This is a genomic window from Microlunatus sagamiharensis (assembly GCF_900105785.1).
In the GTDB taxonomy this organism is placed as follows: Bacteria; Actinomycetota; Actinomycetes; order Propionibacteriales; family Propionibacteriaceae; genus Microlunatus; species Microlunatus sagamiharensis.
In genome coordinates, this window is sequence record NZ_LT629799.1 from 2,218,208 (window position 1) to 2,244,224 (window position 26,017).

Here is a 26,017-nt window from a genome sequence, read left to right on the forward strand (position 1 = left end):
CACCGATCGAGCGAATTCCCTCCTTTGGGGTGGTCCGCAGGCGGCAGGTCAGGCCGGCGGCTGCATCCGGTAGACCGCGCCGGCGTCGTCGTCGCTCACGTAGACCGCGCCGTCGGGGCCCTCGACCGCCGACACCGGTCGGCCCCAGCGCTCGCCGTCGGGGCTCTGGAAGCCGGTGAGGATCGTCTGCTGGTCGCCCATCGTGCCGTCGGAGCCGTACGGGAAGAACGCCACCTCCGGCGCGCGCGGCGGGGTGCGGTTCCAGGAGCCGTGGATGCCGACGAGGGCGCCCGAGCCGTAGGGCGCGGGCAGGCCGGCGGCCGTGGTGAAGCTCAGGCCGAGCGGCGCGGAGTGCGCACCCATGCCCTGCTCCACGGGCGCCAGGGTCGCGCAGTCGAGCTTGGAGCCGTCCGCGTTGGTCTGCACGTCGCGGACGAACGGGCGGTCGGAATAGTCGAGCGCGCTGCCCGGCGTACCGGGGTCGACGTCCGGGTCGGGGTTGCAGTAGGGCCAGCCGAGGTCGCGGCCCTGCGTCAGCCGGGCGAACGGCTCGAGCGGGTGGTCGCCGACGTACGCGGGCAGCACCTCGCCCAGGTCGGAGCGCCCGTCGCCGTCGTAGTCCCGGTCGTAGGGGTACTGGACGTTGTCGCGGTTGTTGACCGCGGTCCAGACCTCGCCGTCGGGCGCGACGGCCAGACCGGTCCCGTTGCGCACGCCCCGCGCGAACACCGCGGCCTCGCCGCCGCCCGGGGGCACGCGCAGGATCGTGGCGCGCTGCGGGTCGGCGTCGCGGTCCTCGGCGGAGATGTTGCCCGTCGAGCCGACCGAGACGTAGACCGCGCCGTCCTCCCCCACCGCGACGCTCTTGAGCGCGTGCGCGTACGCCCCTCGCAGGTCGTCGCTCTTGGCGTCGGGCAGGCCGGTGACCACCGGGCGGGGGTCGCTCACCCGGCCGTCGGCGTAGGCGTAGGAGTCGACGCGGTCGCTCTGGGCGACGTAGAGGCGGCCGTCGTGGAAGGCGAGCCCGTGCGGCTGGTTCTGCCCGCTCAGCAGGGTCGTCGTCGTGGCCTCGCCGCCCCCGGACGCCGGAGCCACCAGGGTGACCTGGCCGTCCTTGGGCTGCGAGACCAGGAGCTTGCCGTCAGGGGTCCAGGCGAGCAGCCGGGCCGCGTCGACGCGGACGACCAGGCTCACCGTCCAGCCCGTCGGGGCCTCGACCGTGCGCGGCTCGTCGAACGGCGACGCCGCGAGCCCCGGGGGCACGGCCAGGTCGACGGTGGTGAGCGGCGAGGACGCCGAGGCGGCGGTCGTCGGTGCGCTCGACGGCTCGGCGGCGGGCGAGGTGCTGCAGCCGGCGCCCACCAGGAGCAGTCCGGCGGCCACGAGGGCCAGTGATCGAGCTCGACGGGTGGGCACGACAGCCTCCACTCGGTGCGACAGCTGGACGTCCAGCCTGCCGACCGGCCCCAAACCCAGGCCCCGCGCGTACCCCCCCTCACCCCCGCCGAGAGGTAGGTTGCAGCGCGATTTCGGGTGCGAAAGGCGCGGCAACCTACCGCTCGGCGGAGAAGTGCGGGCGGGTCAGGCGGGCGGGGCCAGGCGGTAGACCGCGTTCGCGTAGTCGTCGCTGACGTAGACCGCGCCGTCGGCGCCCTGGACCGCGGCGACCGGGCGGCCCCAGCGGTTGCCGTTCGCGTCCTGGAACCCCGACATCAGGGTCTGCTGGTCACCCAGGCCGCCGTTCGCGTACGGGAAGAAGGCGACCTCGGGTGCGCGCGGGGGCTTGCGGTTCCACGAACCGTGGACGCCGACCAGCGCCCCGCTCCCGACGCCCGGCAGCGATTCGCGCGTGAAGCTCAGCCCGAGCGGCGCGGAGTGGGCGGGCAGGCCCTGCTCGACCGGCGGCAGCGCCGAGCAGTCGAGCTTGGAGCCGTTCGCGTTCGTCTGCACGTCGCGCACGAAGCCCCGGTCGGAGTAGTCGAACGCGCTCCCGGCGACGCCGGGCTGCACGTCGGGGTCGGGGTTGCAGTACGGCCAGCCGAGGTCGCGGCCCGCCGAGAGCCGGGCGAGCGGCTCCAGCGGGTGGTCGTTGACGTAGGAGGCCATCACCTTGCCGTAGTCGTCGCTGCCGTCGGTCCCCCAGTCGCGGTGGTAGGGGTAGGCGACGTTGTCCCGGTTGTTCACCGCCGTCCAGAGCGCCCCGTCGGGCGCGACGGCCAGCCCGGTGCCGTTGCGGACGCCGCGGGCGAAGGTCGTGTACTTCCCGGTCGCCGGGTCGACCCGCAGGATGCTCGCGCGCTGCGGCTTGCTGGAGCGGTCGGCCGGGGAGACGTTCGCCTGGGAGCCGATCGAGACGTAGAGCGCGTGGTCCGGCCCGACCGCCACGCTCTTGAGGGCGTGGGCGTACGCGCCCTTGAGGTCCTTGCTCTTCGAGTCCGGCAGCCCGGAGAGCACCGTGGTGCGCGAACCCACCTTGCCGTCCTTGTAGGTGTAGCGGTCGATCCGGTGGCTCTCCGCGACGTAGAGCGTGCTGCCGTCGAAGGCCATCCCGTGCGGCTGGCGCAGGCCCTTGACCAGGGTCGAGGAGGTCGGGTAGCCGCGCTTGTTCGGCGTCAGGCGCGTGATCAGGCCGTCCGACGGGCGCGACACGAGCAGCCGGCCGTCGGGCGTCGGGATCTCGAGGCGCGCCTTCTTGGGTCGCGCCACCACGCTCACGGTCCAGCCGGTGGGGACGGTGACCGAGCGCGCCCGGTCGAAGGGGGCGCTGTCGATGGCCGAGGGCACCGAGATGCGGACGCTCTGGGTCGAGAAGGCGGCGGGCGCCGCGGGCCGCGTCGGGGCGGCGACCGCGGAGGTGCTGAGGCCGGGCAGGGCGGGCAGGGTGAGGGCGGCGAGCAGGGCCGCGGACGCGAGCGGGACGGCGGGTCGGAGGCGGGCAGGCAGGGGCACGGGGGACGCTCCTCAGAGATGGCCCACGCGGCTGCGAGGGCCGAAGACCTGCATCGTAGGCATGGGTACGCGTCCCGTAGGAAGACTCGGCGAGATCCGCCGGGTGTTCAGACCACCTCGTGGAGCCAACGGACCGGCGCGCCGTCACCGGCGTGGCGGAACGTCTCCAGCTCCTCGTCCCAGGCACGGCCGAGCAGCTCGTCGATCCCCGACTCGAGGCTCCGGCCACCGCTCGCGGCGCTCAGCACGGCCGCCCGCAGGCGGTCCTCGGGGATCATGATGTCGCCGTGCAGGCCGGTGATGGCGTGGAAGACGCCGAGGGCGGGCGTGTAGGAGTAGCGCTCCCCCTCGGTGCCGGGACGCGCTTCCTCGGTCACCTCGAAGCGCAGCCGCTGCCAGCCGCGCAGCGCGCTGGCCAGGCGCGCGGCAGTGCCCACGCCGCCCAGCCACGAGTACTCGGCGCGGTACGCGGCACGCTCGGCCGGCTGGGGCGTCCAGTCCAGTCGTACGGGCATGCCGAACAGACCGCCGACCGCCCACTCCACGTGCGGGCACAGCGCCGACGGCGACGAGTGGACGTACAGCACTCCACGGGTCGTGCTCATCCGAACCTCCACGGTGGGACCTCGGCAGCTCAGGGCTGCCTTCCCCGACATCCTTCGCACCGGGTCCCGCGTGGAGTCTTGCTGAGCGTCTTTCGTTGTGCCGCTCATTCTGCCTCATGAGTCCCAGACGCACCAGGCGTTCGCGAGGTCCGCTCGCCCGCCGGGCGCCGCCCGAGTCTTCGTAGGGTGGGCCGGTGACCGCGACTCCGACCGGCCCCGCCCGCGAACCCGTCCGCCAGCCCGCCACCGCCCCGTACGGGTCCTGGTCGTCGCCGGTCGGCGTCGAGGACCTGACCGCGGGCTCGGTCGGGCTCGACGCCGTCCACGTCGACGGCGACGACCTCTACTGGCTGGAGTCGCGGCCCGACCAGGCCGGCCGCACGAGCCTGTGGACCCGCCCGCTGGCCGGCGGCGAGCCGGTGGAGCTGACCCCGGCGCCGGTCGACGTGCGCACCCGCGTCAACGAGTACGGCGGCGGCGAGTACGGCGTCCGCGACGGCGTCGTCGTCTACTCCGCGCTCGCCGACGGCCGGCTGTGGCGCCGAGACCGTGACGGTTCGCTGACGGCGCTGACCGCCGAGGGGCCGGCCTGGTACGCCGACCCGGACGTGCACCCCGGGCGCGGCCTGGTCGTCGCGGTGCGCGAGGACCGCCGCGACGCCGTGGTCGCCGCGCACGGCGAGGCCGTCACCACGCTCGTCACGATCCCGCTCGACGGCTCCGCGGCCGACGACCTCGACGCGGTGACCGTCCTCGCCGAGGGTGCCGACTTCTACTCCACCCCGCAGCTGAGCGCCGAGGGCCGGCTGGCCTGGGTCCAGTGGGACCACCCGGACATGCCCTGGGACGCGACCGCGCTGCGCGTGGCGGACCTCACGCCCGAGGGCCTGTCCGGCCACGGGACGGTCGCCGGCGGGCCCGAGGAGTCGGCGGTCGCCCCGCGCTGGCGCGGCGAGGACCTCCTCTTCGCCTCCGACCGCACCGGCTTCTGGAACCTCCACCTCTACGCCGCCGGGTCGCCGGCGAAGTCGGTGCGCGCGGTCCACGAGGAGCGCTCCGAGTTCGCCGGCCCGCAGTGGGTGCTGGGCACGAGCCCGTACGCGCTGCTCGACGAGCACCGGGTGATCGCCCACCGGATCACCGACGGGGAGTCGAGCCTGGTCGTGGTCGACCTCGAGACGGGCGCGCTGAGCACCGTCGCGGAGCCCGGCGTCGGCGCGGCGGCGCTCGCCGCCGGTCCGGGCGGCGCCGCGGCGGTCCTCACCCGGCCCGACCGGCCCACCGAGCTCGCCGTGCTCGACACCGGGTCGGACCTCGAGGGTGCGGACGCCTCCTGGTCGACGGTGCGCAGCAGCACGGACTCGCCGCTCGCAGCGGGCCTGGTCTCGGTGCCGCGCGACGTCACCTGGCCGGGGGCCGACGGCGTCGTCCACGGCTGGTATTACCCGCCGGTCAACGCCGGCTTCACCGCGCCCGAGGGCGAGGCCCCGCCGCTGATCACGCTGTCGCACGGTGGACCGACGTCGCAGTCGCAGGCGGTCTTCACCCTGACCAAGCAGTACTGGACGACGCGCGGCTTCGCGGTGCTCGACGTCAACTACGGCGGCAGCACCGGCTACGGCCGCCCCTACCGCGAGCGGCTCAAGCCGCGCTGGGGCATCGTCGACGTCGACGACTGCGCCAACGGAGCGCTGGCGATGGTCGACCAGGGGCTGGCGGACCGGCGCCGGCTCGTCGTCAAGGGCGGCAGCGCCGGCGGCTACACGACGCTGCGCGCGCTCACCGCGACCGACGTCTTCACCGCGGGGATCAGCTCGTACGGCGTCGGTGACCTCGAGATCCTGGCGCGCGACACCCACAAGTTCGAGTCGCGCTACCTCGACAGGCTCGTCGGGCCCTACCCCGAGGCCCGCGACGTCTACGTCGAGCGCTCCCCCCTCCACCACGTCGACCGGCTGTCGGCGCCGATCCTGCTGCTGCAGGGGCTCGAGGACCTCGTGGTGCCCCCCAACCAGGCCGAGGCGATGGCCGACGCCGCCCGGGCCAAGGGCCTGCCGGTCGCGCTGCTCATGTTCGAGGGCGAGGGCCACGGGTTCCGCCGCGCGGAGACGATCGTCGCCTCGTACGAGGCCCAGGTCAGCTTCCTCGCCCAGGTCTTCGGCTTCACGCCCGCCGACGACGTGCCCGTGCTGGCGGTCGAGAACCTGTCCTGACGGACAACGGGGACGATCTGGCACCGCAGCGGTGCCATATCGTCCCCGCTGTCAGTCTCAGCGCGAGTCGCGCGCCCCGAAGACCGCCTGGCCCACGCGGACCGTCGTCGCCCCGTGGGCGATGGCGAGGGCGAGGTCGCCGGACATGCCCATCGACAGCTCGCGCCCGCAGAGGTGCTCGGGCAGCGCGTCGCGCAGCTCGACCATGCGGCCGAAGCACGCAGCGACCGGCGCGTCCCCGGTCCCGGCGTCGCGCTGCACGGCCACGGTCATCAGCCCGCGCACCCGGAGGGTCGACAGCTCCGCGAGCTCCCCGACGACGTCAGGCACCTCCTCGGGCGCGAGACCGAACTTCTGCGGCTCGGCCGAGGAGTTCACCTGCACGAAGACGTCGAGCGTCCGGTCCTCCTCGTGCAGGGCGCGGTGCAGCGCCCGCGCGATCTTGAGCGAGTCGAGCGCGTGGAACTCGTCGGCGAACCCGGCCACCTGGCGCGCCTTGTTGGTCTGCAGGTGCCCGATCATCGCCCAGCGCAGGTCGGGCCGCTCCGTCGCGAAGTGCTCGGCCTTCTCGGCGGCCTCCTGCACGCGGTTCTCCCCGAGCAGGCGCGCACCCGCGTCGTACGCCGCCGTGAGCAGCTCCGGCGGGTGCGTCTTGCTCACCGGGAGCAGGCGCACCTCCGACGGCTCACGCCCTGCGGCGGCGCAGGCGTCGTCGATCTCCTGCCGGACGCGGTGCAGGTTCGCGGCGACGTCGATCACGGGCATCAACCTAGGCCGCGTTCATGACGCCGCAGGGATCAGCCGCTCGGCGCGGTAACGGTCGAACAGCTCGGTGAACGCCCGCTCGGTGCGCCGGTAGCCCAGGAAGCCGGCCTCGCGGCTCTTGCTCATGTCGGTGACGACCTCCATCGGCCTCCCGAGGTCGGCGTCGGTGTGCCACCACGACGCCAGCCGGGTGATGTCGGCCTCGGCGAGGCCGTGGCGCTCCGCGATCGCGGCCCACTCCCCCTCGTACGGGGTCAGCTGCTCCTCGAACGGCTGCGGGTCGCCCTCGGGACCGCGGACGCGGGCCGGGTCGACGCCCAGGTGCGCGGCCAGCCGCGGCCACATCCAGCGCCACCGGAAGACGTCGCCGTCGACGATGTTGAACGCCTCGTCCGCGCCGGCGGGATCGGTCGACGCCCAGACCATCTGCTCGGCCAGCAGGCCGGCGTCGGTCATGTCGGTGAGGCCGTTCCACTGCGCCTCGCTACCCGGGAAGACGAACGGCAGGTCGAGCTCGTTCGACAGCGTGGCGGCGACGGCGATCGTCAGGCCCATGTTCATCGCGTTGCCGACGGCGTAGCCGATGACGGTGTGCGAGCGGTGCACCGACCACGTGAACCCCTGCCGCTCGGCGGCGGCGAAGAGCTCGTCCTCCTGCGCGTAGTAGAAGTTCGGGGTCTCCAGGCGCGGCTCCTCCTCGTGGAAGGGCGTGTCGGGGACCTTGCCCTGCGCGTACGCCTCGAACGGGCCGAGGTAGTGCTTGAGCCCGGTCACCAGCGCGACGTGCTGCAGCGGCGCGTGGGCGAGCGCGGCGAGCAGGTCGCGGACCATGCCGCCGTTGACGGCGATGTTCTCGGCCTCGGTGTCCTGGCGCTGCCAAGCGGTGAAGAAGACGTGCGTCGGACGGTGCTCGGCCAGTGCCGCGCGGAGGCTGTCGACCTCACGCAGGTTGGCGGCGACCCCGGTCGCGCCGCCCCGGGCGGAGCCGCCGCGCGACAGCGCCAGCACCTCCCAGCCCTCGTCGAGCAGCTGGTCGACCAGGGCCGTCCCGGTGATGCCGCTGGCCCCCACCACGAGGGCGGTGCGGGTCGCGTCGGACAGGTTCGAAGCGGGTTCGGTCACCCCGGCACAACCGGACGGTCGCCGCGGTCATTCCTCCGACGTCGCACAGGCAGGACCGGTCGGCGCGGCACCCGCCACCGGGCGGGGCATCATCGACGTCGGACGCAGTCGTCCCCCACCGTCGCGAGGAGAACCATGAAGGCATCGGTCAACGGAACGGTCATCGCCGAGGCGCCGCAGGACGAGCTGATCAGGATCGAGGGGAACTGGTACTTCCCGCCCTCGAGCGTGAGGCGCGAGCTGCTCGAGGAGAGTCCCACGCCGTACACGTGCCCCTGGAAGGGGCCCTGCCAGTACTTCACGGTCGCCGTCGACGGCGAGCGTCTCCAGGACCGCGCGTGGACGTACCCGGAGCTCGACGACGGCGCCGTCCAGCGCGTCGGGAAGGACTTCGCGAACTACGTGGCCTTCTGGAAAGAGGTCGAGGTCACCGAGTCCTGAGGCGGCCGGCGGTGAGCGCCCCCGGACCGGTGGCGCCGCACCGTCGTCCGAGCCCGCGCTACGGCCAGCGGGCGCCGAGGGAGACCATGCCCAGGGCGGCGAGGATCGCGAAGGCCAGCCCGAAGCCGGCGTAGCGCGAAGTGACCTCCTTGTCGACCTTCTCGGTGCCGACCGAGCTGCCGATGTCGCGGTAGACGTCCTTCAGCTGCCCGGCGGAGGTGGCGGTGTACGCGGTCCCGCCCGAGATCCGCGAGACCCGGTTGAGCTCGGCCCGGTCGACCGGGACCGGCTCGCGCCGGCCGCCGATGTCGATGTAGCCGTCGGCGGTGCCGTACGCGATCGTGTAGATCGGCACGTCCTGGACCTTGGCCTGCTGGGCCGCCTCGTCCGAGGGCCGCCCGATCTGGGTCTTGCCGTCGCTGAGCAGCACGATGCGCGCCGGGGCGACCGCGTCCGGGTCACCGGGGTCGGGCGCCACCTGGGCGAGCGCGGCCAGCGAGGTGTAGATCCCCTCGCCGATCGCCGTCGACGCCTTGGGCTGCAGGCTCTGGATGGCCGCCGTCGCCGCGCCCCGGTCCTGCGTCGGCGGCACGAGCGTCGTCGCCGTGCCGGCGAAGGACACGATCGCCACGTTGAACTTCGGCGGTAGCGAGTTCACGAACCCCTCGGCCGCGGCCTTGGCCGCGTCGAGCCGGTTCGGCGAGACGTCGGTGGCCTCCATCGACAGCGAGACGTCGATCGTCACCACGATCGTGGCGCGCTCGCGCGGCACCGCGACCTCGCCCTTCGGCTTCGCGTACGCGATGGTCAGCGTGAGCAGGCTGAGGATCGACAGGCCGACGGCCACGTGGCGCAGCCAGGTGCGGTCGCGCGGGATGACGAGGTCGAACATCGTCCGCGCGATCCGTGCGTTGCGCTTGCGCTTGCGGTTGACCAGGAACAGGTAGAACGCGACCAGCGCCGGGATGAGCAGCAGCCACCACAGCCGCACGGGCTCCATGAAGGAGAGCAGCGGGGCGAGCTGGAGCGGGTTCAGGATCACGGCCACTTCGCCCCCAGGGAGATCGCGCCGAGCGCGGCGAGGACGGCGAACGCCAGGCCGAAGCCCGCGAACTGCGCCGTGACCTCGCGGTCGGCCTTCTCGTAGCCCACCTCGGAGGAGATGTTCTCGTAGACGGTGCGCAGCTGCTCGGGCGTCGCGGCGGAGAAGTACTGCCCGTCGCTGATCTGCGCGATCTGCTGCATGAGCTCGGTGTCGACCGGCACGGGGTTGCGCTGCCCGTCGAGGTCGACGTAGCCGTTCTCGGTGCCGTACGCGATCGTGTAGATCGGCACCTCGGCCTTGCGGGCGTCGGCCGCGGCCTGCTGCGGTGCACGGCCCTGCTGGTTGGTGCCGTCGCTCAGCAGCACGATCGCGCCCGGCGCCGGGTCGTCGGGGTGGTCCGGGTCCTTGGGCGCCTGCTGCAGCGCGGCCATCGCCGTGTCGATGCCGGCGCCGATGGCCGTCGAGTCCTGCAGCTTGATCGAGTTGATCGCGTTGGCCACGTTGCTGTGCTGCAGCGTCGGCGGCACGAGGATCGACGTCGCCCCGGCCATCGAGACGACCGAGACGTTGTACTTCTCGGGCAGCTCGTTGACGAAGCCGACGGCCGCGGCCTTGGCCGCGTCGAGCCGGTTGGGCGGCACGTCGGTCGCCTGCATCGACAGCGACGCGTCGATGACCAGCACGACGGTCGCCCGCTCGCGCGGCACGTTGACCTCGGTCGTGGGCTGCGCGAAGGCCGTCGTCAGCGTGATCAGGCTCAGCAGCGACAGCGCGACGGCGAGGTGGCGGCGCCACTGCGACTGCCGCGGGATGACGACGTCGAGCATCGAGGTGTTCGTGAAGCGCATGCCGCGCCGGTTCTTGCGCCGGGTGGCCAGCACGTAAGCCGCCACGAGCAGCGGGATGACCACGAGGATCGCCATCCGCCCGGGCGAGGCGAAGCTGAGCTGGCTGAAGAAGCTCCAGGCGTCCCCGAACACGTTCAGCGGGGCGAGCAGCGGGGTCACTTCGACACCCCCGTGGGCGGGGCGTGCAGCATGCTCGCCACCCGGCGGTAGGCCAGCACGAAGCGCGCGATGTCGGCGACCCAGTCGCGGTCGGTGCGCAGCTGGATGTGCCCGACCCCGGCGCGGCGGAGCGCGATGCGGATCCGCTCGCGCTGGGCCGAGCTGGCCGCGTCCATCCGGGCGCGGGCGTCCGGGTCGGCGGTGTTCACGTAGCGCTCGAAGTCGGTCTCGGGGTCGCGGATGAGCATGTCGCCCACGTTGGGGAACTCGATCTCGCGCCGGTCGACGACCTCGATGGCCAGCACCTGGTTGCGCACGGCGAGGCGGCGCATCGAGCGCTCCCACTCCGGCGGCACGTTGGGGTCGAGCTCGTGGTCGCCGGGGGTCAGGAAGTCCGACACGACGACCCGCAGGCCACGGCGGCGCTGCGCGCGCGACATCTGCTCGACGCCGTTCGCCAGGGTCATCGGTCCGGACGCGTGGTCGGGGACGAACGGCTCGGTGAGCATCGTGCGCAGCAGGCCGTAGAGCGCCGAGCGCCCCGAGCGCGCCGGCAGCCGGCGCAGCTTGTCGGGCTTCATCACGTAGCCGCCGAAGCGGTCGCCCATCTTCTGGCTGAGGAAGCCGATCGTGGCGATCGCGGCGATGCCCAGGTCGCGCTTGGTGACGCCCTCGGTGCCCCAGTTCATCGACGGGGTCACGTCGAGCAGCGCCCACACCTCGAGCTCGCGGTCGGAGACGGTGTCGCGCACGTACGGGACGGTGGTGCGGGCCGTGACCGCCCAGTCGATCTTGCGGACGTCGTCCTCGCCGGCGATGTAGAGGCGCGCGTCGTTGGCTTCGGAGCCCGGCCCGGGCAGCAGGCCGAGGTGGTCACCGTGCAGGTAGCCCTCGAGGCGCCGCACGATGGTCAGCTCGAGGCGGCGCAGCGCCGCCTCGGGCGCGAGCTTGTTGAGCGGGATGGTCGCCCGGGTGGGCGTACCGAGCACGGAGGCCACCGCCCCCACCTCGCGCGGGGGCGCGGCGAACTGCACGGGCGGGCCCGACGGCGGTCCGAACGAGGGAGAGGCTGACATGTCGACCGGCCTCAGCCGAAGTCCCTCGACGGCGGGTACGGCGCGACGGGACGGCCCGAGGGCGGCGGGTAGCCGCCCTGCCCGTTCGCCGGCCCCTGCTGACCGGGACGCTGCTGGCCCTGGCCCGGCTGTCCCGGGCCCTGCGGCTGACCCTGCTGCTGCGACTGGCCCTGCCCCGGCTGGCCGGGCTGGCCCTGCTGCGGCTGCTGGCCGTTGCCGCCCTGCCACACCGGGGTGGGCGGCGGGACCATCGCCACGATCCGCTCGATGACCTGGGCGGGCGAGATGTTGTCGGCGATCGCGTCGAAGCCGAGGGTCAGGCGGTGCGCCATGACGTCCTTGGCCACGGCCTGCACGTCGGTCGGCAGCACGTAGTCGCGCCCGTGGATCAGGGCGAGCGCGCGGGAGGCGGCGACCAGGCCGAGCGTGGCGCGCGGGCTGCAGCCGATCTGGATCACCGAGGTGAGGTCGGGCAGGTTGAACTCCGCCGGCGTACGCGTGGCTAGCACGAGGCGGACGACGTACTCGGCCACGAGGTTGTGCACGAAGACGTCGCTGGCCTGGCGCTGCAGCGAGCGCACCAGGTCCGGGTCGAGGATCGGGCTCGCCTCGGGCGGGTCGACGCTCATCCGGCGGAGGATCTCGAACTCCTCGTTGCCGCGCGGGTAGGGCACGTCGACCTTGAGCAGGAAGCGGTCGCGCTGCGCCTCGGGCAGCGGGTAGACGCCCTCGGACTCGACCGGGTTCTGCGTCGCGAGCACGATGAACGGCTGCGGGACCGGGTAGGTCGTACCGCCGATCGAGACCTGCTTCTCGGCCATCAGCTCGAGCATCGCGGCCTGCACCTTGGCGGGCGCGCGGTTGATCTCGTCGGCGAGGACGAAGTTGACGAAGACCGGGCCGAGCTCGACGTCGAAGCTCTCCTGGCTGGACTTGTAGATCCGCGTGCCGACGATGTCGGAGGGCACCAGGTCGGGGGTGAACTGGATGCGGGAGAACGAGCCGCCCACCACGGTCGCGAAGCTGCGCACGGCCAACGTCTTGGCCACGCCGGGGACGCCCTCGAGGAGGATGTGGCCCTTGGCCAGCAGGCCGACCATGAGCTGCTCGACCATGTGCTCCTGGCCGACGATCACCCGCTGCACCTGGCTGATCGCCTCGCCGAGCAGGCGGGACGCCTCCGCCGGGTCCATGCCGTGCCGAATCGCGGTGGCCGTCCCGTTGGTCGCTCCCGGGGCCGGGGCGGACGGGGCGGACGCGCCGGAGGCCGGCGGACCGTAGCTGGGGGTGCTCACTCGCTCACTCCTGCGGGACGGGGTGCGGGGGTCGTGCGCCGGGCGGGCTCCGTGCCGCCGGCAGGCCCGCACAGTTTCGCAGACCGACTCCTCCAGCGTAGGCGGCGGAGGTTCGCGGGCCAGGAGTTCACAGGTACCGCATAGGTGACCCTGCTCGGGCGCCCCGGGCGGCGGCGCGGCCCTGGTCACGACGCCCGGGGGTGCCCCGGGAGCCGAATAGACTCGCCCGGTCCCGTCCGGACCGCTGCCGCAGGAGGTGCTCGTGTCGTCGCCGTACTACGGCCCCTGGACACCGGGCGACCCCGCCGGTCCCCCGCGCGGTCCCGAGCCCGCCAACGCCGAGGCGATGCGCGCGTACGAGTCGGTCGATGCCGCCACGCTCGAGGACGTCGTCCCCGTCAGCCCGCTGCTGCCGACCGACCCGCCCAAGGTCGGCGGCTACTGGCTCGACGCGCGGCTGCACGCCAGCGCCGCCGGCACCGCCTTCACCGCGCACTCCTCGGAGGAGACCGGCAGCGTCCCGGCGATGGTGCTCCTGCTCTCCGAGGGCGCCGCCGCCGACGCCGCCGCCCGCGACCGGCTGGCCGGCGAGGTCAACGAGATGCACATCGACACCGTGCTCGCGCGCGGAGGCCAGGGCCAGGACACCGGCCGGCTCGGGCGGCGGTTCGTCGCCCCGGACACGCCGGTCACCCCCGACGGGCGCCCCGACGCCCCGTGGGTGGCGCTCGCCTACGACGGCTCCCCCGCCGCGGCCGAGGAGTCGGTGCGCGTCCTCGACGCCGTCGAGCTCGCCGCCCTCGAGCCGCTGGGCGCGCCCAAGGGGCCCGACTACCAGCTGCCCTGGATCGAGCGCGTGCGCCCCGGGCTGGCCCGGCTCTGGCCGCTGCCCTGGCCCGGTCGCTACGACCGCGCCGGCTGGCGGACGATCCTCGTGTCCTGGCTGCTGATGATGCTGCTCGCGGCCCTGGCCGTGCTGATCGCGATCCTGATCTTCCGCAACCAGCCGCCGCAGAGCCCGCCGCCGCCCGCGGAGGGCACGGGCAGCCCGCCACCGGCCTCGGCGTCGCCGAGCCCGCAGTCCGGCTCCCCGTCGTCCTCGCAGAGCGGTTCCGGCTCGCCGTCGCCGTCGCAGTCCGGGTCGCAGTCCGGCTCCCCCTCCGGGTCGCCGTCACCGTCCGGGACGCAGTCCGGCTCACCCAGCGGCGGACCGAGCCCGGGCGAGAGCGGCGAGCCCGGCAGCCCCACCCCACCCTCCCGGCTCTAGGCACAAGGCGGCCACCACCCCCATGACCTCCGACGTGACCTCCGACCTCGACGCCGGACCTCCCGCGCTGGTCGCGTGCGACCTCGACGGCACGTTCCTCTCCCCCGACGGCACGGTCAGCGAGACCAACGCCCGCGCGGTGCACGCGGCGCAGGCGGCCGGGATCCCCGTCGTCTTCGCCACCGGTCGCCCGGTGCGCTGGCTCGGCGTCATCGCCGACCTGCCGGGCGCGCACCGCACGGTCATCGCCTCCAACGGCGCCGTGCTCTACGACCTCGGCACCCGGCAGACGCTGGACCGGCTCTGCCTCGACCCCGACGTCGCCCTCGAGGCCGTCGCCTGCATCCGCGAGCACGTCCCCGACGCGGCCTTCGCCTTCGAGTCGGGCACGCACTTCGGCTACGAGCCGGCGTACCGGACCTGGGTGCCCGACACCGGCCAGGACCCGGACCTGCGCCACGGCAGCGTCGAGGAGCTCGCCCGCGAGATCTCCGCGGTCAAGATGCTCGTGCAGAGCCAGACCCTCGACGACGACGCGCTGCGGGCGCAGGTCGGCGCGTGCGTCGGCGGTTCGCTGACCGCCACGAGCTCGACCGGGCGGGGCTACGGCCTCGTCGAGGTCAGCGCGCGCGGCGTCGACAAGGCGAGCATGCTGGCGCGCACCTGCTCGCGGCTCGGCGTACCGGCCCGTCGCGTTGCCGCCTTCGGCGACATGCCGAATGATGTGAGCATGCTCAGCTGGGTGGGGATGCCGCGCGTCGTCGCGAACGCCCACCCGGCGCTGCTCGCCCTCGGCTTCCCCGTCGTCGGCGCCAACCACGAGTCCGGCGTCGGCACCACGATCCTCGACTGGGTGGCCTCGCGCCCCTCGCTCGACGCGTCGCTGGAGCACGCCGGAGCCGCCGCGCCGGCATGACCCGGTCGGTCAGGTCCGTCCTGGTCTGCCTCCTGCCCGTCGTCACCGGGCTGTGGGTGGCCGGGACCGAGTTCGGTGGGCGCCTCGTGCCCTGGCGGCCGGCCATGGTCGACCTCGGCGTCTACCTCGACGCCGCGCGCGTGCTGCTCGCCGGCGGCGACTTCTACGCCCTGGCCGGGCGGCTGCAGTTCCTCTACCCGCCGCTGGCCGCCGTGCTGTCGGTGCCGCTGACCCTGCTGCCCACCGCGCTCGTCGAGATCGGCTGGACCGCCGCCGGTGTGCTCGCCCTGCTCGCCGTCCTGCACCGGGTCGGGCTGCGCGGCTGGGTCCTGAGCCTGGCGACCACGGCGTCGCTGTTCGTGGAGCCGGTGCGCCAGACGCTCGGCTTCGGCCAGGTGGGCATCTTCCTCGTCGCCCTGGTCGTGCTCGACCTCGTCCCCGGCCCGCGCCTGCTCGCCCGGCGCGTGCTGCCCGAGGGCTTCTGGACCGCGCTCGCCGCGTGCATCAAGCTCACGCCGGCCCTGTTCGTCGTCTACCTGCTGCTCGTGCGGCGCCGCCGCGCCTTCGTGACCGCCGTCGTCTCCGCCGTCGTCCTCACCCTCGCGGCCGCGGTCTTCGCGCCGCGGCAGTCGTACGGCTTCTGGACCCGGCTCGCCCACGGCGACACCGGGCTCGGCGGCAGCATCGTCTACTTCACCAACCAGTCGGTGCTCGCCGACGTCATCCGCGTGCTCGGCTTCAGCACCGGCGCCACGCTGCTCGGGCTCGTGCTCAGCGCCGCGATCGCGGCCCTCGGCGTCTGGGCCGCGGTGCTGTGGCACCGGCGGGGCGAGGTCGCCCTCGCCGTGATGCTCGGCGGCGTCGCCACGCTGCTCGCCTCGCCCGTGTCCTGGCTGCACCACTTCGTGTGGGTCGTGCCCCTCGCCGTCGTGCTGGTGCTCGACCTGCTGCCCTTCCCCGCGCGCCCGCGGCTGCCCGAGTGGTTCAGCGTGCTCGGGCTGCTCTTCTGCGGCTGGGTCGCCGTCGAGCCGTTCAAGAACCTACCGAATAGCGGCGACGTCGAGCTGACCTGGAACGCCGGGCAGAACCTGCTCGCCTCCGGCACGCTGCTGATCGGCGTCGTCTTCCTCGCCGCCGCGGTCGTCGTCGCCCGCGGCCGCGCCCCCCTCACCAGCGCCCCTGCCGGGCCGGCCGCGCCCGTCGCGGACCGCACCGGTGCCCGTACCCCCGCCCACACCCTCCGGGAGGCCCGCCGATGACCACTTACGGAACCCCGCCCGGCGCGCTGCCCGAGCGCGGCCGCCTCGCGCGGCTGAGCTGGATCGCCGTCCTCGTCGTCGGCGTCGCCGCCTACCTGCTCGTGCTGCGGACGCTCGTCGGCACCGAGAACCTGAACTTCGTGCCGTCGCTGCTGCTGCTCGGCTCGGTGGTCGTGCCCGCGACCGTCCTCACCTTCGCCGCGACCGGCGGCCGCCGTGTCGTCGTCTCCGCCGGGCTGCTCGCCCTGGTGGCGATCATCGGCGGCATCATCGGCACCGTCGCCGCGGGGACGCTGGAGTACGACACGCTGCGCCGCCTCGGCGGGCTGCCGATGTTCTTCGTCGGGCTGATCGAGGAGAGCGCCAAGCTCGTCGTCCCGCTGCTCGTCGTGCTCTTCGCCCGCCGCTACCGCAACCCCGCCGCGGGCGTCGTCGTCGGCGTCGCGAGCGGCATGGGCTTCGCCACCCTGGAGACGATGGGCTACGGCTTCAACGCGCTCCTGCAGAGCCGAAGCCTCGCCGCCGTGGACTCGACCCTGCTGCTGCGGGCCCTGCTCTCCCCCGCCGGCCACGTCGCCTGGACCGGCGTGACCGCCGCGGCGCTGTTCGCGATCCCGGCCTCGGCCGCCACGGGCCAGGCGGGCAAGGCGTTCTTCCGCTTCGTCGGCACCTTCCTCGCCGCCGTCCTGCTCCACACGGCCTGGGACGGTTCGAACAACGTCGTCGTCCACGTCCTCGTCGCCGTGATCAGCGTCGGCGGCCTGCTCGTGGTCATCCACCGCACCCGCCGCACGCCACCGTCCGCGGCGCACCCGTACGGCCAGCCGGTCTCGGTAGCATCGGCGCCTCAGGGGCGATAGCTCAGCCGGTCAGAGCAAGGGACTCATAATCCTTCGGTCGTGGGTTCAAGCCCCACTCGCCCCACGCACGGGATACGTACGGACCGGTCGGCTCAGTCGTCAGCCGGTTCCGGACGCGGAGCGCTCGAGGCGCTGAGCAGGCCGCCGAGCGGGACCGTCTGCGGGAGGATCGTCCGTGAGGCGATGCGCCACCCGTCGGCGGTACGACGGACGACGTCGTGGTGCGTGACGCTGCGGATCGTCCCCTCGACCGTGATCATGAAGCCCTTCGACTCCACGACCGCCTCGTCGTCGGTCGCGCTGTCGATGACGACGTCGGTCACGTGGTGGGCGACCGGGTTGTGCGCGCCGAGCTGCAGGGCCCCTGACCTCAGGGCCTCGACGCCCTGCATGACGGGGAGCCCGACCGCGCTCATGTCGTAGACCACGTCCGGGGTGAATACGGTGTCGAGCCGGTCCAGCCGCCCTCGGTCGACCACGTGGCCGTAGCGCGCCAGCGTCTCAGCCACCAGCAGGCGGTCCTCGGTGTCCATCTCGTGCTCCTTTTCCTCAACCCTCCTTGGGCCTCTGGTTCGGATGGTACTCAGTACCAGATGGGCCGCAAGTCGTCTCGCAAGCACGACTGCCCTAACCTCCTCGTATGCCTGTCGACGTCCCGCTGATCGAGCGCAAGCAGCGCGAGGCGCGTCGTCGGATCGTCGCCGCCGCCGAGGAGCTGTTCGCCGCGCGCGGTTTCGCCGCCGTGTCGGTGAGCGACATCGCCGAGCGGGCGGAGGTCGGGCGGACGACCTTCTTCCGCCACTTCGGCGACAAGCAGGAGGTCGTCTTCGCCCGCGAGCAGGAGCTGCTCGACCTGCTCGCCGCCGAGACGCTGGAGACCGACGGGCCCGACGACCGCAGCGCCTCGGCCGCCCTCCGTGCGCTCGAGCCGGTCCTGCTGTGCCTCTGCGAACGCATGACCGCCGACCTCGACGGCTACCGGCGGCACGTGCGTCTCGTCGAGGACCACCCCGAGCTCGGCGCGCGCGAAGGCGTCAAGATGCAGGTCGTCACGGAGCGTCTGACCGATCTGCTCGTCGCGCAGGGATGGGCGGGCGGCACCGCGACCTTCGCCGCCGAGATCGCCCTGGCCTGCTACCGGACCGCGCGCCGCACCTCGCCGGACCCGGCGACGCTCGTCGCCGCCACCCGGACCGCCATCCACCACGCCCTCGGGCTGGGCACCCGCTGACCCGCGGACGTACGCCGGACGGGGGACGTAGCCCGGGTCGTGCCTCCGGGTCGACCCTGGTCCGACCCCGCGGGCCGCCGTTCGAGACCACGGGTCGACGCGCGGACGGGCCTCGGCCCACGAGGGTGACGGGGTGCAGACCCCGGCCCCCGTCCCCTCCACCGCTCTCCCTTCGATCAGCCGCGAGACCCACGCGCGCCGACCCTCACCGTGCCGCTGGACCTCCGTACTGGTCCCCGTCGTGGTGGGGCTCGTGCTCGGGCCGGTGGACCTGCTGCTGCAGCACGTGCTGCCCTACCCCTTCGCCAACCTCGCGAACTCGTCCGCGGTGTGGGCCCTGGTCGCCTTCGCCGTCGGGTGGTCCGACCGGATCCGCGGCCGCTGGTGGCCCGCCGTCGCGGGCACCGTCGCCATGCTGCTGGCCGTCGAGAGCTACTACCTCGCCGCCGTGCTCGCCCTGGGTGACGACCTGTCGACGATGACGAACAGCGCGGCCCTGGCCTGGCTCGCCCTCGCGGTCGGCGCCGGCGCCGTCTTCGGCACCGCCGGTTCGTGGGCCAGCTCCGGGCGCCGTCGGCTCGGACCCCTCGGGACTGGCGCGGGAGCCGGGGTGCTCCTGGCCGAGGCCGCGTTCCGGCTCACGCTCTCCTGGGGTCCGTCGGCCGACGCGGCGTACCGGCAGGACATGGTCGGCACCGCCGTCCTCCTGGTGGTGCTGGCCGCGGTGACCGGCGGGGTCGCCGGACGATCGGCCCACCAGCGCCTGGTCGGCTCGCTGCTCGCCCTCGGGCTCGCGCTCGTCGGCGCCCTGGCGTTCGGGCTGCTGTTCCGCTGAACCCCACACGGTTCGTGCGATCGGCCGGCTAGGGCGCCGGCTCGGGCGGGATCACGGTCGTGCGGCCGGGACCAGGAGCCCACTGCTGCGGCAGCAGGTCCTCCGCGACCAGCTCGGACCACAGGTCGGTGGGCACCGGAGTCGCGAGCCACGCGAGGTTCTGGTCGAGCTCGGCCGGATCGCGCGGTCCGAGCAGCAGGCTCGTGAAGCCGGGGTTCGCGGCGACGAGCTGCACCGCGGCCGCCGGCAGCTCGACGGCGTGCCGCGCGCACACGTCCCGCAGGCGGGCCACCCGGTCGAGGACCTCCTGGGGGGCCTCCGTGTAGGCGTAGCGGCCGGCACCGGTGAGGGCCCCGGACGCGTAGACGCCGCCGGCCACCAGCGCCACCCCGCGGTCGGCGCACAGGCGGAAGAAGCTGTCGTCGGAGGGCTGCTCTAGCAGGGTGAAGCGGCCGGCCAGAAGAGCGCAGTCGAGGTCGACGTCCTCCAGCACCGCCTCGATCGCCGCCGTGTCGTTGGCCCCGACCCCGATGCGACCCACGACGCCCGCTGAGCGCAGCTCGTCGAGCGCCCGGTAGCCACCGGACCGCAAGGCGGCGACGTGGGCGGCGTTGTCGTCACCGTGGGTGGCGACGCCGATGTCGTGGATGTGGACGACGTCCAGCCGGTCGACCCCCATCCGCTGGACGCTGTCCTCGACCGAGCGCAGGACGCCGTCGTAGGAGTAGTCCCAGCGCTCGACGAACGGACCTCCGTTGTGCCACCCGAAGTCGCGACCGGCGCCGGGCCCGCCGTGGAGCCGACGCGGCTGCAGGACCCGGCCGACCTTCGTGCTGAGGACCAGCTCGTCGCGGCGCCCGGAGCGGTCGAGGAAGGCCCCGATCCGACGTTCGGCTGTGGTCAGCCCGTACATCGGTGCGGTGTCGACGTGGCGGATACCCCGACGTAACGCGTGGTCCAGCAGCGCCTGCGCGTCGTCGGCGACGACGGGGGCGTAGAGCCCGCCGATCGCCACGGTCCCGAGGCCGAGTCGCGGGAGCCGCGCGTGGACGGCGGGTTCGTCAGAGGAGGGCACCGCACCCTCCTCGCCCCATCGTCACGTGGTCCACCACGGCGTTGTCTCCCGATCCTGATGCGGGGAGGAGAGGAGCCCTCCGGGGATGTGCCAGGCGCGTGCTCCCACGAGAACCGACACCGCGGTGCTCGAGGTGACCCGGCCGGGCAGTCCGGGCACGACGAGAACCGCTGAGGGACGACCACGGAACCTTCCGTTCCGGGGTCGTCCCTCAGCAGTTCGTACGGTCGGCCGCCGGGGCGGGGCGGGCGACGCGCGGGTGGGTCAGCTGGTCTTCGGCAGCACCAGGGAGGCGCGGATCATGTTGTGGTCGGAGGGGATCTGGCCGACGAAGTTGCCGTACTCGTCCATCTTCACGACCGTCTCCCACTCGGGCACCTTGATCGTCGGCGAGACGAAGATGTAGTCGATGTAGGAGCCGTTGATCCACTGCTTGTGGTTGTTCACGGCCCGGTTGAAGTTGTTGAAGCTGTCGACCCAGGTGTTGATCCGCGTGACCACGGTCGCGCCGGGGGCGGTCTTGGTGGTCGACCAGCCGGCGCCCAGCGGGTCGATCAGCCCGTTCTTGGCGAGCACGTCGTACGGCGCGTTCGTCGGGGAGTAGGAGTGGGCGAAGCGGCTCGAGTTGAAGTCGCCGACGAAGACGACGGGCAGGCCGTCGGGGTTGTGGGCGGTGACGGCGTCGATCGCGACCTCAGCCTGGCGCTTGCGGAGGTCGTAGTACTTCGTCTCGCCCTCGGCGTCCTTCTTGGGCTCGAGGTGCGTGCTGGCGAACATGAACCGGTTGCCGGTCGAGCGCTGGCGGAACTGCGCCCAGGCGACGTAGCGGTCGTTGTCGTCCTCGTTCACGTACGGCAGGTGCTTGGAGCCCTGGTCCAGCATCTCGACCTTCGACCGGTCGAAGATGATCTTCGTGTCCTGCGAGGCGCCCTGGTCCTTGTAGACGCAGCTGCTCGGGGTCGTCGACTTCACGCAGTTGTTCCGGTTGATGTTGGTGAGGGTCCACGAGCCGCCGAGCCGGTTGGTCAGGTCCTCGAACTGCGACAGCGAGAAGCTCTTGCCGTTCGCGTCCTTGAGCCACGCCTGGCCGGCCTCCTGCAGGCCGACGACGTCGAGGTCCTGCCCGAGGATCGTGTCCACGACCGCCTGGCGGCGCTCCTCCCAGGTGCCCTCGTTGGGCAGGTGGGAGTTGCAGTTCGCGCACTTGATGTTGTAGCTGGCGACGCGTAGCGGCTGGCCGGGCGCAGAGGGCGAGGTGCTCGGCCGCGGGGTCGGCGACGCGCTCGGCGTGGGGGACGCGCTCGGCGTGGGGGTCGCGCTCGGCCTGGGCGTCGGGGTGGGCGTCGGCGCCGGCGTCGGGGTCCCGGTGGAGGTCGGGTCGCTGGTGAGGGTCTTGACCTTGACGGCCTTCGAGTAGGACGACAGGTTCTTGCCGCTGCTGTCGATCACCCGGACCTTGAGGTAGTACGTCTTGCCCGGGGCGAGGCCCGTGAGCGTCGTCCTGGTGCTGGTCTCGCGCTGGTACTTCGCGCTGGTCATCTTCGACGACGTCGAGTACTGCACGCGGTAGCGCGGCGCCTTCGACACCGCGCTCCACGACACCGCGAGCGTCGTCGAGCTCTTGGAGCTCGCCTTCAGCCCCGAGGGCGACTTCATCGCCGCGTCGGCCTGCTGGGCCGGCGCCGCGGCGAGCAGCGAGGTGGCGAGCAGCGCGATGATCACCAGCAGGCGCCACGAGGTGGTCGTGAGGCGCGCGGCAAGGACGGACAACGGGGCCTCCACGGCAAGGACGGAACGGAGCTCCCCGAGCGGTCTCGTCCCACCCCGGGGGGCTCCGCAGCCGGGGCTGCGGTCGACGGTCAGACCGTGAGCGCCCGAGCAGGCGCTCGACGGACAGATCGTCGTCGGCGCCGCCCCTGCGTCATCCCTTGCCTAAGAAGCAGATGTGCTTCTGCTGCTAATCTTCAGGCTCTGCCCGCGTGGCCGGCGGGCAGGTCCTCAGCCGCCGAACGCCCGCCGCACCTCGTCGATGGTGACGGGCCGGTGCTCGTGGCGCGACAGCTCGGCCGCCTCGGCGACCCAGCCGACCTCGACGGCGTCGGCCACCGTGCACGGCGAGGTCCTCGTGCCCGCGACGACCTCGGTGAAGGCGCCCAGCTCGGCGCGGAACGCCGCGGCCAGCCGGTCCATGAAGAAGGTGTGCGGCGTGCCGCCCGGGAAGTCGACGCCGGGCTCGGTCGAGCGGATCGGCCAGCGGCTCTCGAGCCCCGCGGCGACGGCGTCGCGGGACCCGTGCACCTCGAGGCGCACGTCGTAGCCGCGGGCGTTGTAGCGGGTGTTCGAGACGACGGCCAGCGCGCCGGACTCCAGGGTGAGCAGCGCCGCGGCGGTGTCGACGTCGTCGACCTCGGCGAAGACCGCCGCGCCCTGGTTGCTCCCGGTGGCGAAGACCTCGACGACCTCCTGCCCGGTCACGAAGCGCACGGCGTCGAAGTCGTGCACGCTGCAGTCGCGGAAGATCCCGCCCGAGGAGCGGACGTACGCGTCCGGCGGCGGGGCCGGGTCGAGGGTCGTGGACCGCACCGTGTGGACCCAGCCGAGGCTGCCGTCGGCCACGGCGGCGCGGGCAGCGGCGAAGGCCGCGTCGAAGCGGCGCGGGTAGCCGATCTGCACCTCGACGCCCGAGTCCTGCGTACGGCGCAGGATCTCGACGCCGTCGCGCGGGTCCTTGGCGACCGGCTTCTCGCAGAAGGTGGGCAGCCCGGCCTCGACCGCGGCCAGGATCAGCTCGGGGTGCGCGGCGGTCGCAGCGGCGACCACGACCCCGTCGACCCCCGCGCGCAGGAGCGCCTCGGGGCTGTCGGCCGCCTCCACGCCGTGCCGGGCGACGACGGCGTCCACGGCCGCGGGCACGGCGTCGAAGACGACCAGCGAGTCGACCTGGTCCAGCCCGCTGAGGGTCTCGGCGTGGAACGCGCCGATCCGACCGAGCCCGATGAGACCGAGGCGCATGTTTGTCCTTTCAAAGTCCGCTACGTCCAGGGCAACCTATCGCCTGCGGTCCGACCGGAACCCTCTCCTCCGGCCGAGCGGTAGGTGGCCGCGCTCCGGAGGCCGGGAAAGGCGCGGCAACCTACCGCTCGGCCGGAGGTGGGGGGCGGGCTCAGGGGGCGAGCAGCGGCGTGAGCGCGTACGGCAGCACCAGCAGCAGGACCCCGGAAGCGAGGCAGACCAGGTCGCGGTGACCGAAGGTCGAGGGCAGGGCGTACGTCCGCCGGCGCACGGCGGCGAAGCCCCGGGCGTCCATCGCCACGCTGAGCTGCTGCGCCGAGCGCAGGGCGTGGACGAGCAGCCCGAGGGTCAGCGAGGCGCCGTGCCGGACCCGGGCCGCGGGCGAGCGGCCCGGGGCGAGCCCGCGCACGTGCCGCGTCTCCCCCATCCGGCGCCAGCTGCGCCCGAAGTCCTCGATCCGCAGCAGGCCGGCCCCGGCCGCGACGACCGGGCGGGCGGGCAGGCGGAGACGCTGGCCGAGGGCGTCGACGAGGCTGCTGGGCCGCAGCAGCCCGACGAGCAGCGCGCCGGGGACGACCAGGCAGAGCACCCGCACCACCTCGCGCCCGGCCACGGCGCCGCTGCCCGGGGAGAAGGCGCCGCCGGCGTTGAGCAGGAGCGTCGACCAGCCGACCGACAGCGCCGCGAGGCCGACCGGCAGCAGCCTCAGCAGGGCCGGGCGCACCCGCCGGACGGCGAGCGGGGCCAGCAGCAGCGTGACCGCCAGGGTCAGCACCCCGACGAGGAACGTGTCGACGCCGAAGGAACCGACCGCCGCCAGGAGCGCGGTGCCGAGCAGCGTGAGGGGGTTGCAGCGCCCGGCCGGCGGCAGCCCGGGCTCGACCACGGGGCGCACCTGCTGGTCCGGGGCCGCGGAGCCGGCGGGCGTCGCCGGTCCGGCGAGGACGAGCGAGGCGCCGAGGCGGGCGGCGAGCCGCGGGTCGTGCGTCGTGGCGACGACGGCCGCGCCCGAGCGCCGGACCGCGTCGACGACACCGGACACCGCAGCCCAGGTATGCCGGTCCTGGCCGACGGTGGGCTCGTCGAGCAGCAGCAGGCCGGGGTCGTGCGCGAGCGCCGCGGCCAGCACGAGGCGGCGCTGCTCACCGCCGGAGAGGGCGTACGGGCTCTCGTCGCGCAGGGCGGCGAGCCCGAGGGCGTCGAGGAGGAGGTCGGCACGCGCCTCGTCGGCCGCGCGCGCGTGCAGGTCGTCGGCGTGCGGGTCGTCGGCGCGCAGGGCCGCGCCGGTGGCGCGGACCTCCTCGAGCACGGTCCGCGCGGTGAAGGCCGCCTCGCTGTCCTGGGGCGCCCACCCGACGCGGCGGGCGAGGGCGGTCGAGCCGCGGGCGACGTCGGTGAGCGGCGTCCAGCCGGCGGCGTCGCGCACGTCGACCTCGCCGGCGACCGGGCGGTCGAGCCCGGCCAGCACGCGCAGCAGCGTGGACTTGCCGGCCCCGCTGGGCCCGACGACGGCCAGGCCGTCGCCCGCCGCGAGCCCGCCTTGGGCGTCGCCGAGCAGCACCCGGCCGTCGGGCGCGGCCACCGAGAGCGCGCTCCAGCGCAGCCCGGCCGCCGCCCGCGCGCGGGCCGGGAGGTCGACCAGGAGCGGCGCGGGGTCGGGGGCGCCGGGCACCCAGACGCCCGCGGCGAGCAGGGCCTCGGACTGCTCGCGGAGCACGACGTCGACCGGGCCGTCGGCGAGGACGCGTCCCCGGTCGAGCACGACGAGCCGGTCGCAGACGTCCAGCCAGGCTCCGAGCTGGTGCTCGGCGACGACGAGGGTCGCCCCGGTGGTGGCGGCCGCGTCGAGCACGGCCTCGACGACCCGCGCGGCCGCGGCGGGGTCGAGCATCGCCGTCGGCTCGTCGAGCAGCAGCACGGCCGGGTCGAGGGCGAGCGCACCGGCCAGCGCGAGCCGGGCGCCCTCACCTCCGGAGAGGGCGACGGTCGGGCGGTCGGCGCCGTACGGGAACCCGACCGCGCCGAGCGCGCTCGGCACCCTCGCCCGCACGGTCGCCGGCGTCTCGGCGCGGTTCTCGGGACCGAAGGCCACGTCGCGGCCCGCGTGCTCGGCGACGACGCTGCTCCGCGGGTCCTGCAGCAGCAGGCCGACGGCCCCCGGCCGAGCCTGCGGGTCGTCGTCGCCGAGGAGCACCTGCCCGCCGAGGTCGCCCTCGGTCTCGTCGAGCAGCCCGGCCAGGGCCCGCAGCAGCGTCGACTTGCCCGAGCCGCTGGCCCCGGCGAGCAGGACCCGTTCACCGGGCGCGAGCCGCAGGTCGACCCGGTCGAGGGTCGGCGCGGACCGGCCGACGGGCTGCCACGTGAGCCCCGCCGCGGTCAGCACCGAGTCCGTCGCGTCAGTGCCGGCCGGCAAGCCGCTCCCGTCCCGCGGCGAACGGCGCCAGGGCGCCCGTCCGGGCGAGCGCACGCACGATCACCCAGCCGAGCAGACCGGCCAGCAGCGCCCCCGAGACGGCGAGCGCGACCGCGTACAGGCCGGCGTAGCCCGCCGACCACTCCGGGTAGTAGAGGCGCCACTCGTACGGGGCCTCGAAGATCCCGGCGAGGATCCCGCCGAGCACGGCGGGCAGCAGGGTCCAGCGGCGGTAGGCCAGCAGCGCGAAGCCGAGCTCCACGCCGAGGCCCTGGAGCGCACCCGAGCCGAGGGTGGCGATGCCCCACTGACCGCCGAGGAGCGGTTCGACGGAGGCGGCGACGAGCTCGGCGAGCAGCGCTGCGCCGGGCCGGCGCACGACCAGCGCGGCGACGACGGCGGGCACCCAGAAGAAGCCGTAGACGAGCCCGGCGAGCGGCGGCAGCGCGGTGAAGACCGGCTGCACGACGTTGGTGAGCGCCCCCCAGCCGACGAAGGCGATGCCGAAGGCGACCGCGAGCAGGACGACCGTGATGAGGTCGACGGTGCGCCACCGCCGGTCACGGGGGCGTCGGGCACGGGCAGTGGGGTCCGGTGTGCGGGTGGAGCTGGTCATGACGAGGTCCCTTCA

General features: G+C 73.9%; 23 protein-coding genes and 1 tRNA gene. 9 read left to right on the forward strand and 15 right to left on the reverse strand.

What is annotated here, in order from left to right; translation table 11 throughout:
• Positions 1 to 48 precede the first annotated feature (48 nt).
• The 3 genes from BLU42_RS10015 to BLU42_RS10025 all read right to left on the reverse strand — a co-directional run bounded on the left by BLU42_RS10015 (position 49) and on the right by BLU42_RS10025 (position 3,554).
• Positions 49 to 1,416, reverse strand: a complete 1,368-nt coding sequence (locus BLU42_RS10015; RefSeq protein ID WP_091074309.1) for a PQQ-dependent sugar dehydrogenase — start codon at positions 1,414 to 1,416, stop codon at positions 49 to 51.
• Between the two features lie 165 nt (positions 1,417 to 1,581).
• On the reverse strand, positions 1,582 to 2,949 hold the full coding sequence (locus BLU42_RS10020) for a PQQ-dependent sugar dehydrogenase (protein WP_197680398.1): 1,368 nt from the start codon (positions 2,947 to 2,949) through the stop codon (positions 1,582 to 1,584).
• Between the two features lie 107 nt (positions 2,950 to 3,056).
• Positions 3,057 to 3,554 carry a DUF3145 domain-containing protein gene (locus BLU42_RS10025; RefSeq protein WP_091074310.1) on the reverse strand — a complete coding sequence of 166 codons (498 nt, stop codon included), beginning with the start codon at positions 3,552 to 3,554 and terminating at the stop codon, positions 3,057 to 3,059.
• 194 nt (positions 3,555 to 3,748) lie between these two features.
• Between BLU42_RS10025 and BLU42_RS10030 the strand changes: the two genes are divergently transcribed.
• Complete coding sequence (locus BLU42_RS10030) at positions 3,749 to 5,767, forward strand: S9 family peptidase (protein WP_091074311.1); 2,019 nt, start codon at positions 3,749 to 3,751, stop codon at positions 5,765 to 5,767.
• 57 nt (positions 5,768 to 5,824) lie between these two features.
• Here the strand turns inward: BLU42_RS10030 and BLU42_RS10035 are convergent, their stop codons facing one another.
• Positions 5,825 to 6,523: a YggS family pyridoxal phosphate-dependent enzyme gene (locus BLU42_RS10035; protein ID WP_091080089.1), complete on the reverse strand. Its 699-nt coding sequence runs from the start codon at positions 6,521 to 6,523 to the stop codon at positions 5,825 to 5,827.
• A gap of 24 nt (positions 6,524 to 6,547) precedes the next feature.
• Positions 6,548 to 7,654, reverse strand: a complete 1,107-nt coding sequence (locus BLU42_RS10040) for an SDR family oxidoreductase (RefSeq protein ID WP_091074312.1) — start codon at positions 7,652 to 7,654, stop codon at positions 6,548 to 6,550.
• Between the two features lie 135 nt (positions 7,655 to 7,789).
• Here BLU42_RS10040 and BLU42_RS10045 point away from each other — a divergent pair, with 135 nt between their 5' ends.
• The gene (locus BLU42_RS10045) at positions 7,790 to 8,095 is read left to right on the forward strand and encodes a DUF427 domain-containing protein (protein WP_091074313.1); all 306 of its coding nucleotides are present in this window, start codon (positions 7,790 to 7,792) and stop codon (positions 8,093 to 8,095) included.
• A gap of 58 nt (positions 8,096 to 8,153) precedes the next feature.
• On the opposite strand, the gene BLU42_RS10050 is transcribed toward BLU42_RS10045, so the two are convergent.
• Genes BLU42_RS10050 through BLU42_RS10065 form a run of 4 tightly spaced genes read right to left on the reverse strand, consistent with a single transcriptional unit; the run spans position 8,154 to position 12,416 of the window.
• Entirely contained in the window at positions 8,154 to 9,095 is a 942-nt protein-coding gene (locus BLU42_RS10050; RefSeq protein WP_091080092.1) for a VWA domain-containing protein, read from the reverse strand.
• Positions 9,096 to 9,133: 38 nt separating this feature from the next.
• Positions 9,134 to 10,147, reverse strand: coding sequence for a VWA domain-containing protein (locus BLU42_RS10055; protein ID WP_231918081.1), 1,014 nt, complete (start codon positions 10,145 to 10,147; stop codon positions 9,134 to 9,136).
• On the reverse strand, positions 10,144 to 11,223 hold the full coding sequence (locus BLU42_RS10060) for a DUF58 domain-containing protein (protein WP_091074314.1): 1,080 nt from the start codon (positions 11,221 to 11,223) through the stop codon (positions 10,144 to 10,146). Before BLU42_RS10060 ends, BLU42_RS10055 begins: the two co-directional genes overlap by 4 nt.
• 11 nt (positions 11,224 to 11,234) lie before the next feature.
• On the reverse strand, positions 11,235 to 12,416 hold the full coding sequence (locus BLU42_RS10065) for an AAA family ATPase (RefSeq protein WP_091080099.1): 1,182 nt from the start codon (positions 12,414 to 12,416) through the stop codon (positions 11,235 to 11,237).
• Between the two features lie 364 nt (positions 12,417 to 12,780).
• Between BLU42_RS10065 and BLU42_RS10070 the strand changes: the two genes are divergently transcribed.
• The 5 genes from BLU42_RS10070 to BLU42_RS10090 all read left to right on the forward strand — a co-directional run bounded on the left by BLU42_RS10070 (position 12,781) and on the right by BLU42_RS10090 (position 16,884).
• Complete coding sequence (locus BLU42_RS10070; RefSeq protein ID WP_231918082.1) at positions 12,781 to 13,785, forward strand: hypothetical protein; 1,005 nt, start codon at positions 12,781 to 12,783, stop codon at positions 13,783 to 13,785.
• A gap of 22 nt (positions 13,786 to 13,807) precedes the next feature.
• Entirely contained in the window at positions 13,808 to 14,701 is an 894-nt protein-coding gene (locus BLU42_RS10075) for an HAD family hydrolase (protein ID WP_091074315.1), read from the forward strand.
• Positions 14,698 to 15,960, forward strand: a complete 1,263-nt coding sequence (locus BLU42_RS10080; RefSeq protein WP_091074316.1) for a glycosyltransferase 87 family protein — start codon at positions 14,698 to 14,700, stop codon at positions 15,958 to 15,960. The genes BLU42_RS10075 and BLU42_RS10080 overlap by 4 nt, the downstream gene beginning before the upstream one ends.
• Complete coding sequence (locus BLU42_RS10085) at positions 15,957 to 16,820, forward strand: PrsW family intramembrane metalloprotease (protein WP_091074317.1); 864 nt, start codon at positions 15,957 to 15,959, stop codon at positions 16,818 to 16,820. Before BLU42_RS10080 ends, BLU42_RS10085 begins: the two co-directional genes overlap by 4 nt.
• Positions 16,811 to 16,884, forward strand: a tRNA-Ile gene (locus tag BLU42_RS10090). The genes BLU42_RS10085 and BLU42_RS10090 overlap by 10 nt, the downstream gene beginning before the upstream one ends.
• Before the next feature lie 28 nt (positions 16,885 to 16,912).
• Here the strand turns inward: BLU42_RS10090 and BLU42_RS10095 are convergent.
• Positions 16,913 to 17,353 (reverse strand): nuclear transport factor 2 family protein, encoded by a 441-nt coding sequence (locus BLU42_RS10095; protein ID WP_091074318.1) that lies wholly within the window; start codon positions 17,351 to 17,353, stop codon positions 16,913 to 16,915.
• Between the two features lie 107 nt (positions 17,354 to 17,460).
• Here BLU42_RS10095 and BLU42_RS10100 point away from each other — a divergent pair, with 107 nt between their 5' ends.
• Together BLU42_RS10100 and BLU42_RS10105 are read left to right on the forward strand one after the other, a co-directional pair.
• On the forward strand, positions 17,461 to 18,051 hold the full coding sequence (locus BLU42_RS10100; RefSeq protein WP_091074319.1) for a TetR/AcrR family transcriptional regulator: 591 nt from the start codon (positions 17,461 to 17,463) through the stop codon (positions 18,049 to 18,051).
• 133 nt (positions 18,052 to 18,184) lie between these two features.
• Complete coding sequence (locus BLU42_RS10105) at positions 18,185 to 18,886, forward strand: DUF6518 family protein (protein WP_157719924.1); 702 nt, start codon at positions 18,185 to 18,187, stop codon at positions 18,884 to 18,886.
• A 28-nt stretch (positions 18,887 to 18,914) separates the two neighbouring features.
• Here BLU42_RS10105 and BLU42_RS10110 read toward each other — a convergent pair whose 3' ends face one another.
• The 5 genes from BLU42_RS10110 to BLU42_RS10130 form a co-directional block, all read right to left on the reverse strand.
• Entirely contained in the window at positions 18,915 to 19,961 is a 1,047-nt protein-coding gene (locus tag BLU42_RS10110) for an aldo/keto reductase (protein ID WP_091074321.1), read from the reverse strand.
• 264 nt (positions 19,962 to 20,225) lie between these two features.
• Positions 20,226 to 21,731, reverse strand: a complete 1,506-nt coding sequence (locus tag BLU42_RS10115; RefSeq protein ID WP_157719925.1) for an endonuclease/exonuclease/phosphatase family protein — start codon at positions 21,729 to 21,731, stop codon at positions 20,226 to 20,228.
• Positions 21,732 to 21,959: 228 nt separating this feature from the next.
• Positions 21,960 to 22,973 carry a Gfo/Idh/MocA family protein gene (locus BLU42_RS10120; protein ID WP_091074323.1) on the reverse strand — a complete coding sequence of 338 codons (1,014 nt, stop codon included), beginning with the start codon at positions 22,971 to 22,973 and terminating at the stop codon, positions 21,960 to 21,962.
• A gap of 151 nt (positions 22,974 to 23,124) precedes the next feature.
• Positions 23,125 to 25,386: an ATP-binding cassette domain-containing protein gene (locus tag BLU42_RS10125; RefSeq protein ID WP_172825781.1), complete on the reverse strand. Its 2,262-nt coding sequence runs from the start codon at positions 25,384 to 25,386 to the stop codon at positions 23,125 to 23,127.
• Positions 25,370 to 26,002: an ECF transporter S component gene (locus BLU42_RS10130; RefSeq protein WP_091074325.1), complete on the reverse strand. Its 633-nt coding sequence runs from the start codon at positions 26,000 to 26,002 to the stop codon at positions 25,370 to 25,372. The genes BLU42_RS10125 and BLU42_RS10130 overlap by 17 nt, the downstream gene beginning before the upstream one ends.
• Positions 26,003 to 26,017: the final 15 nt, after the last annotated feature.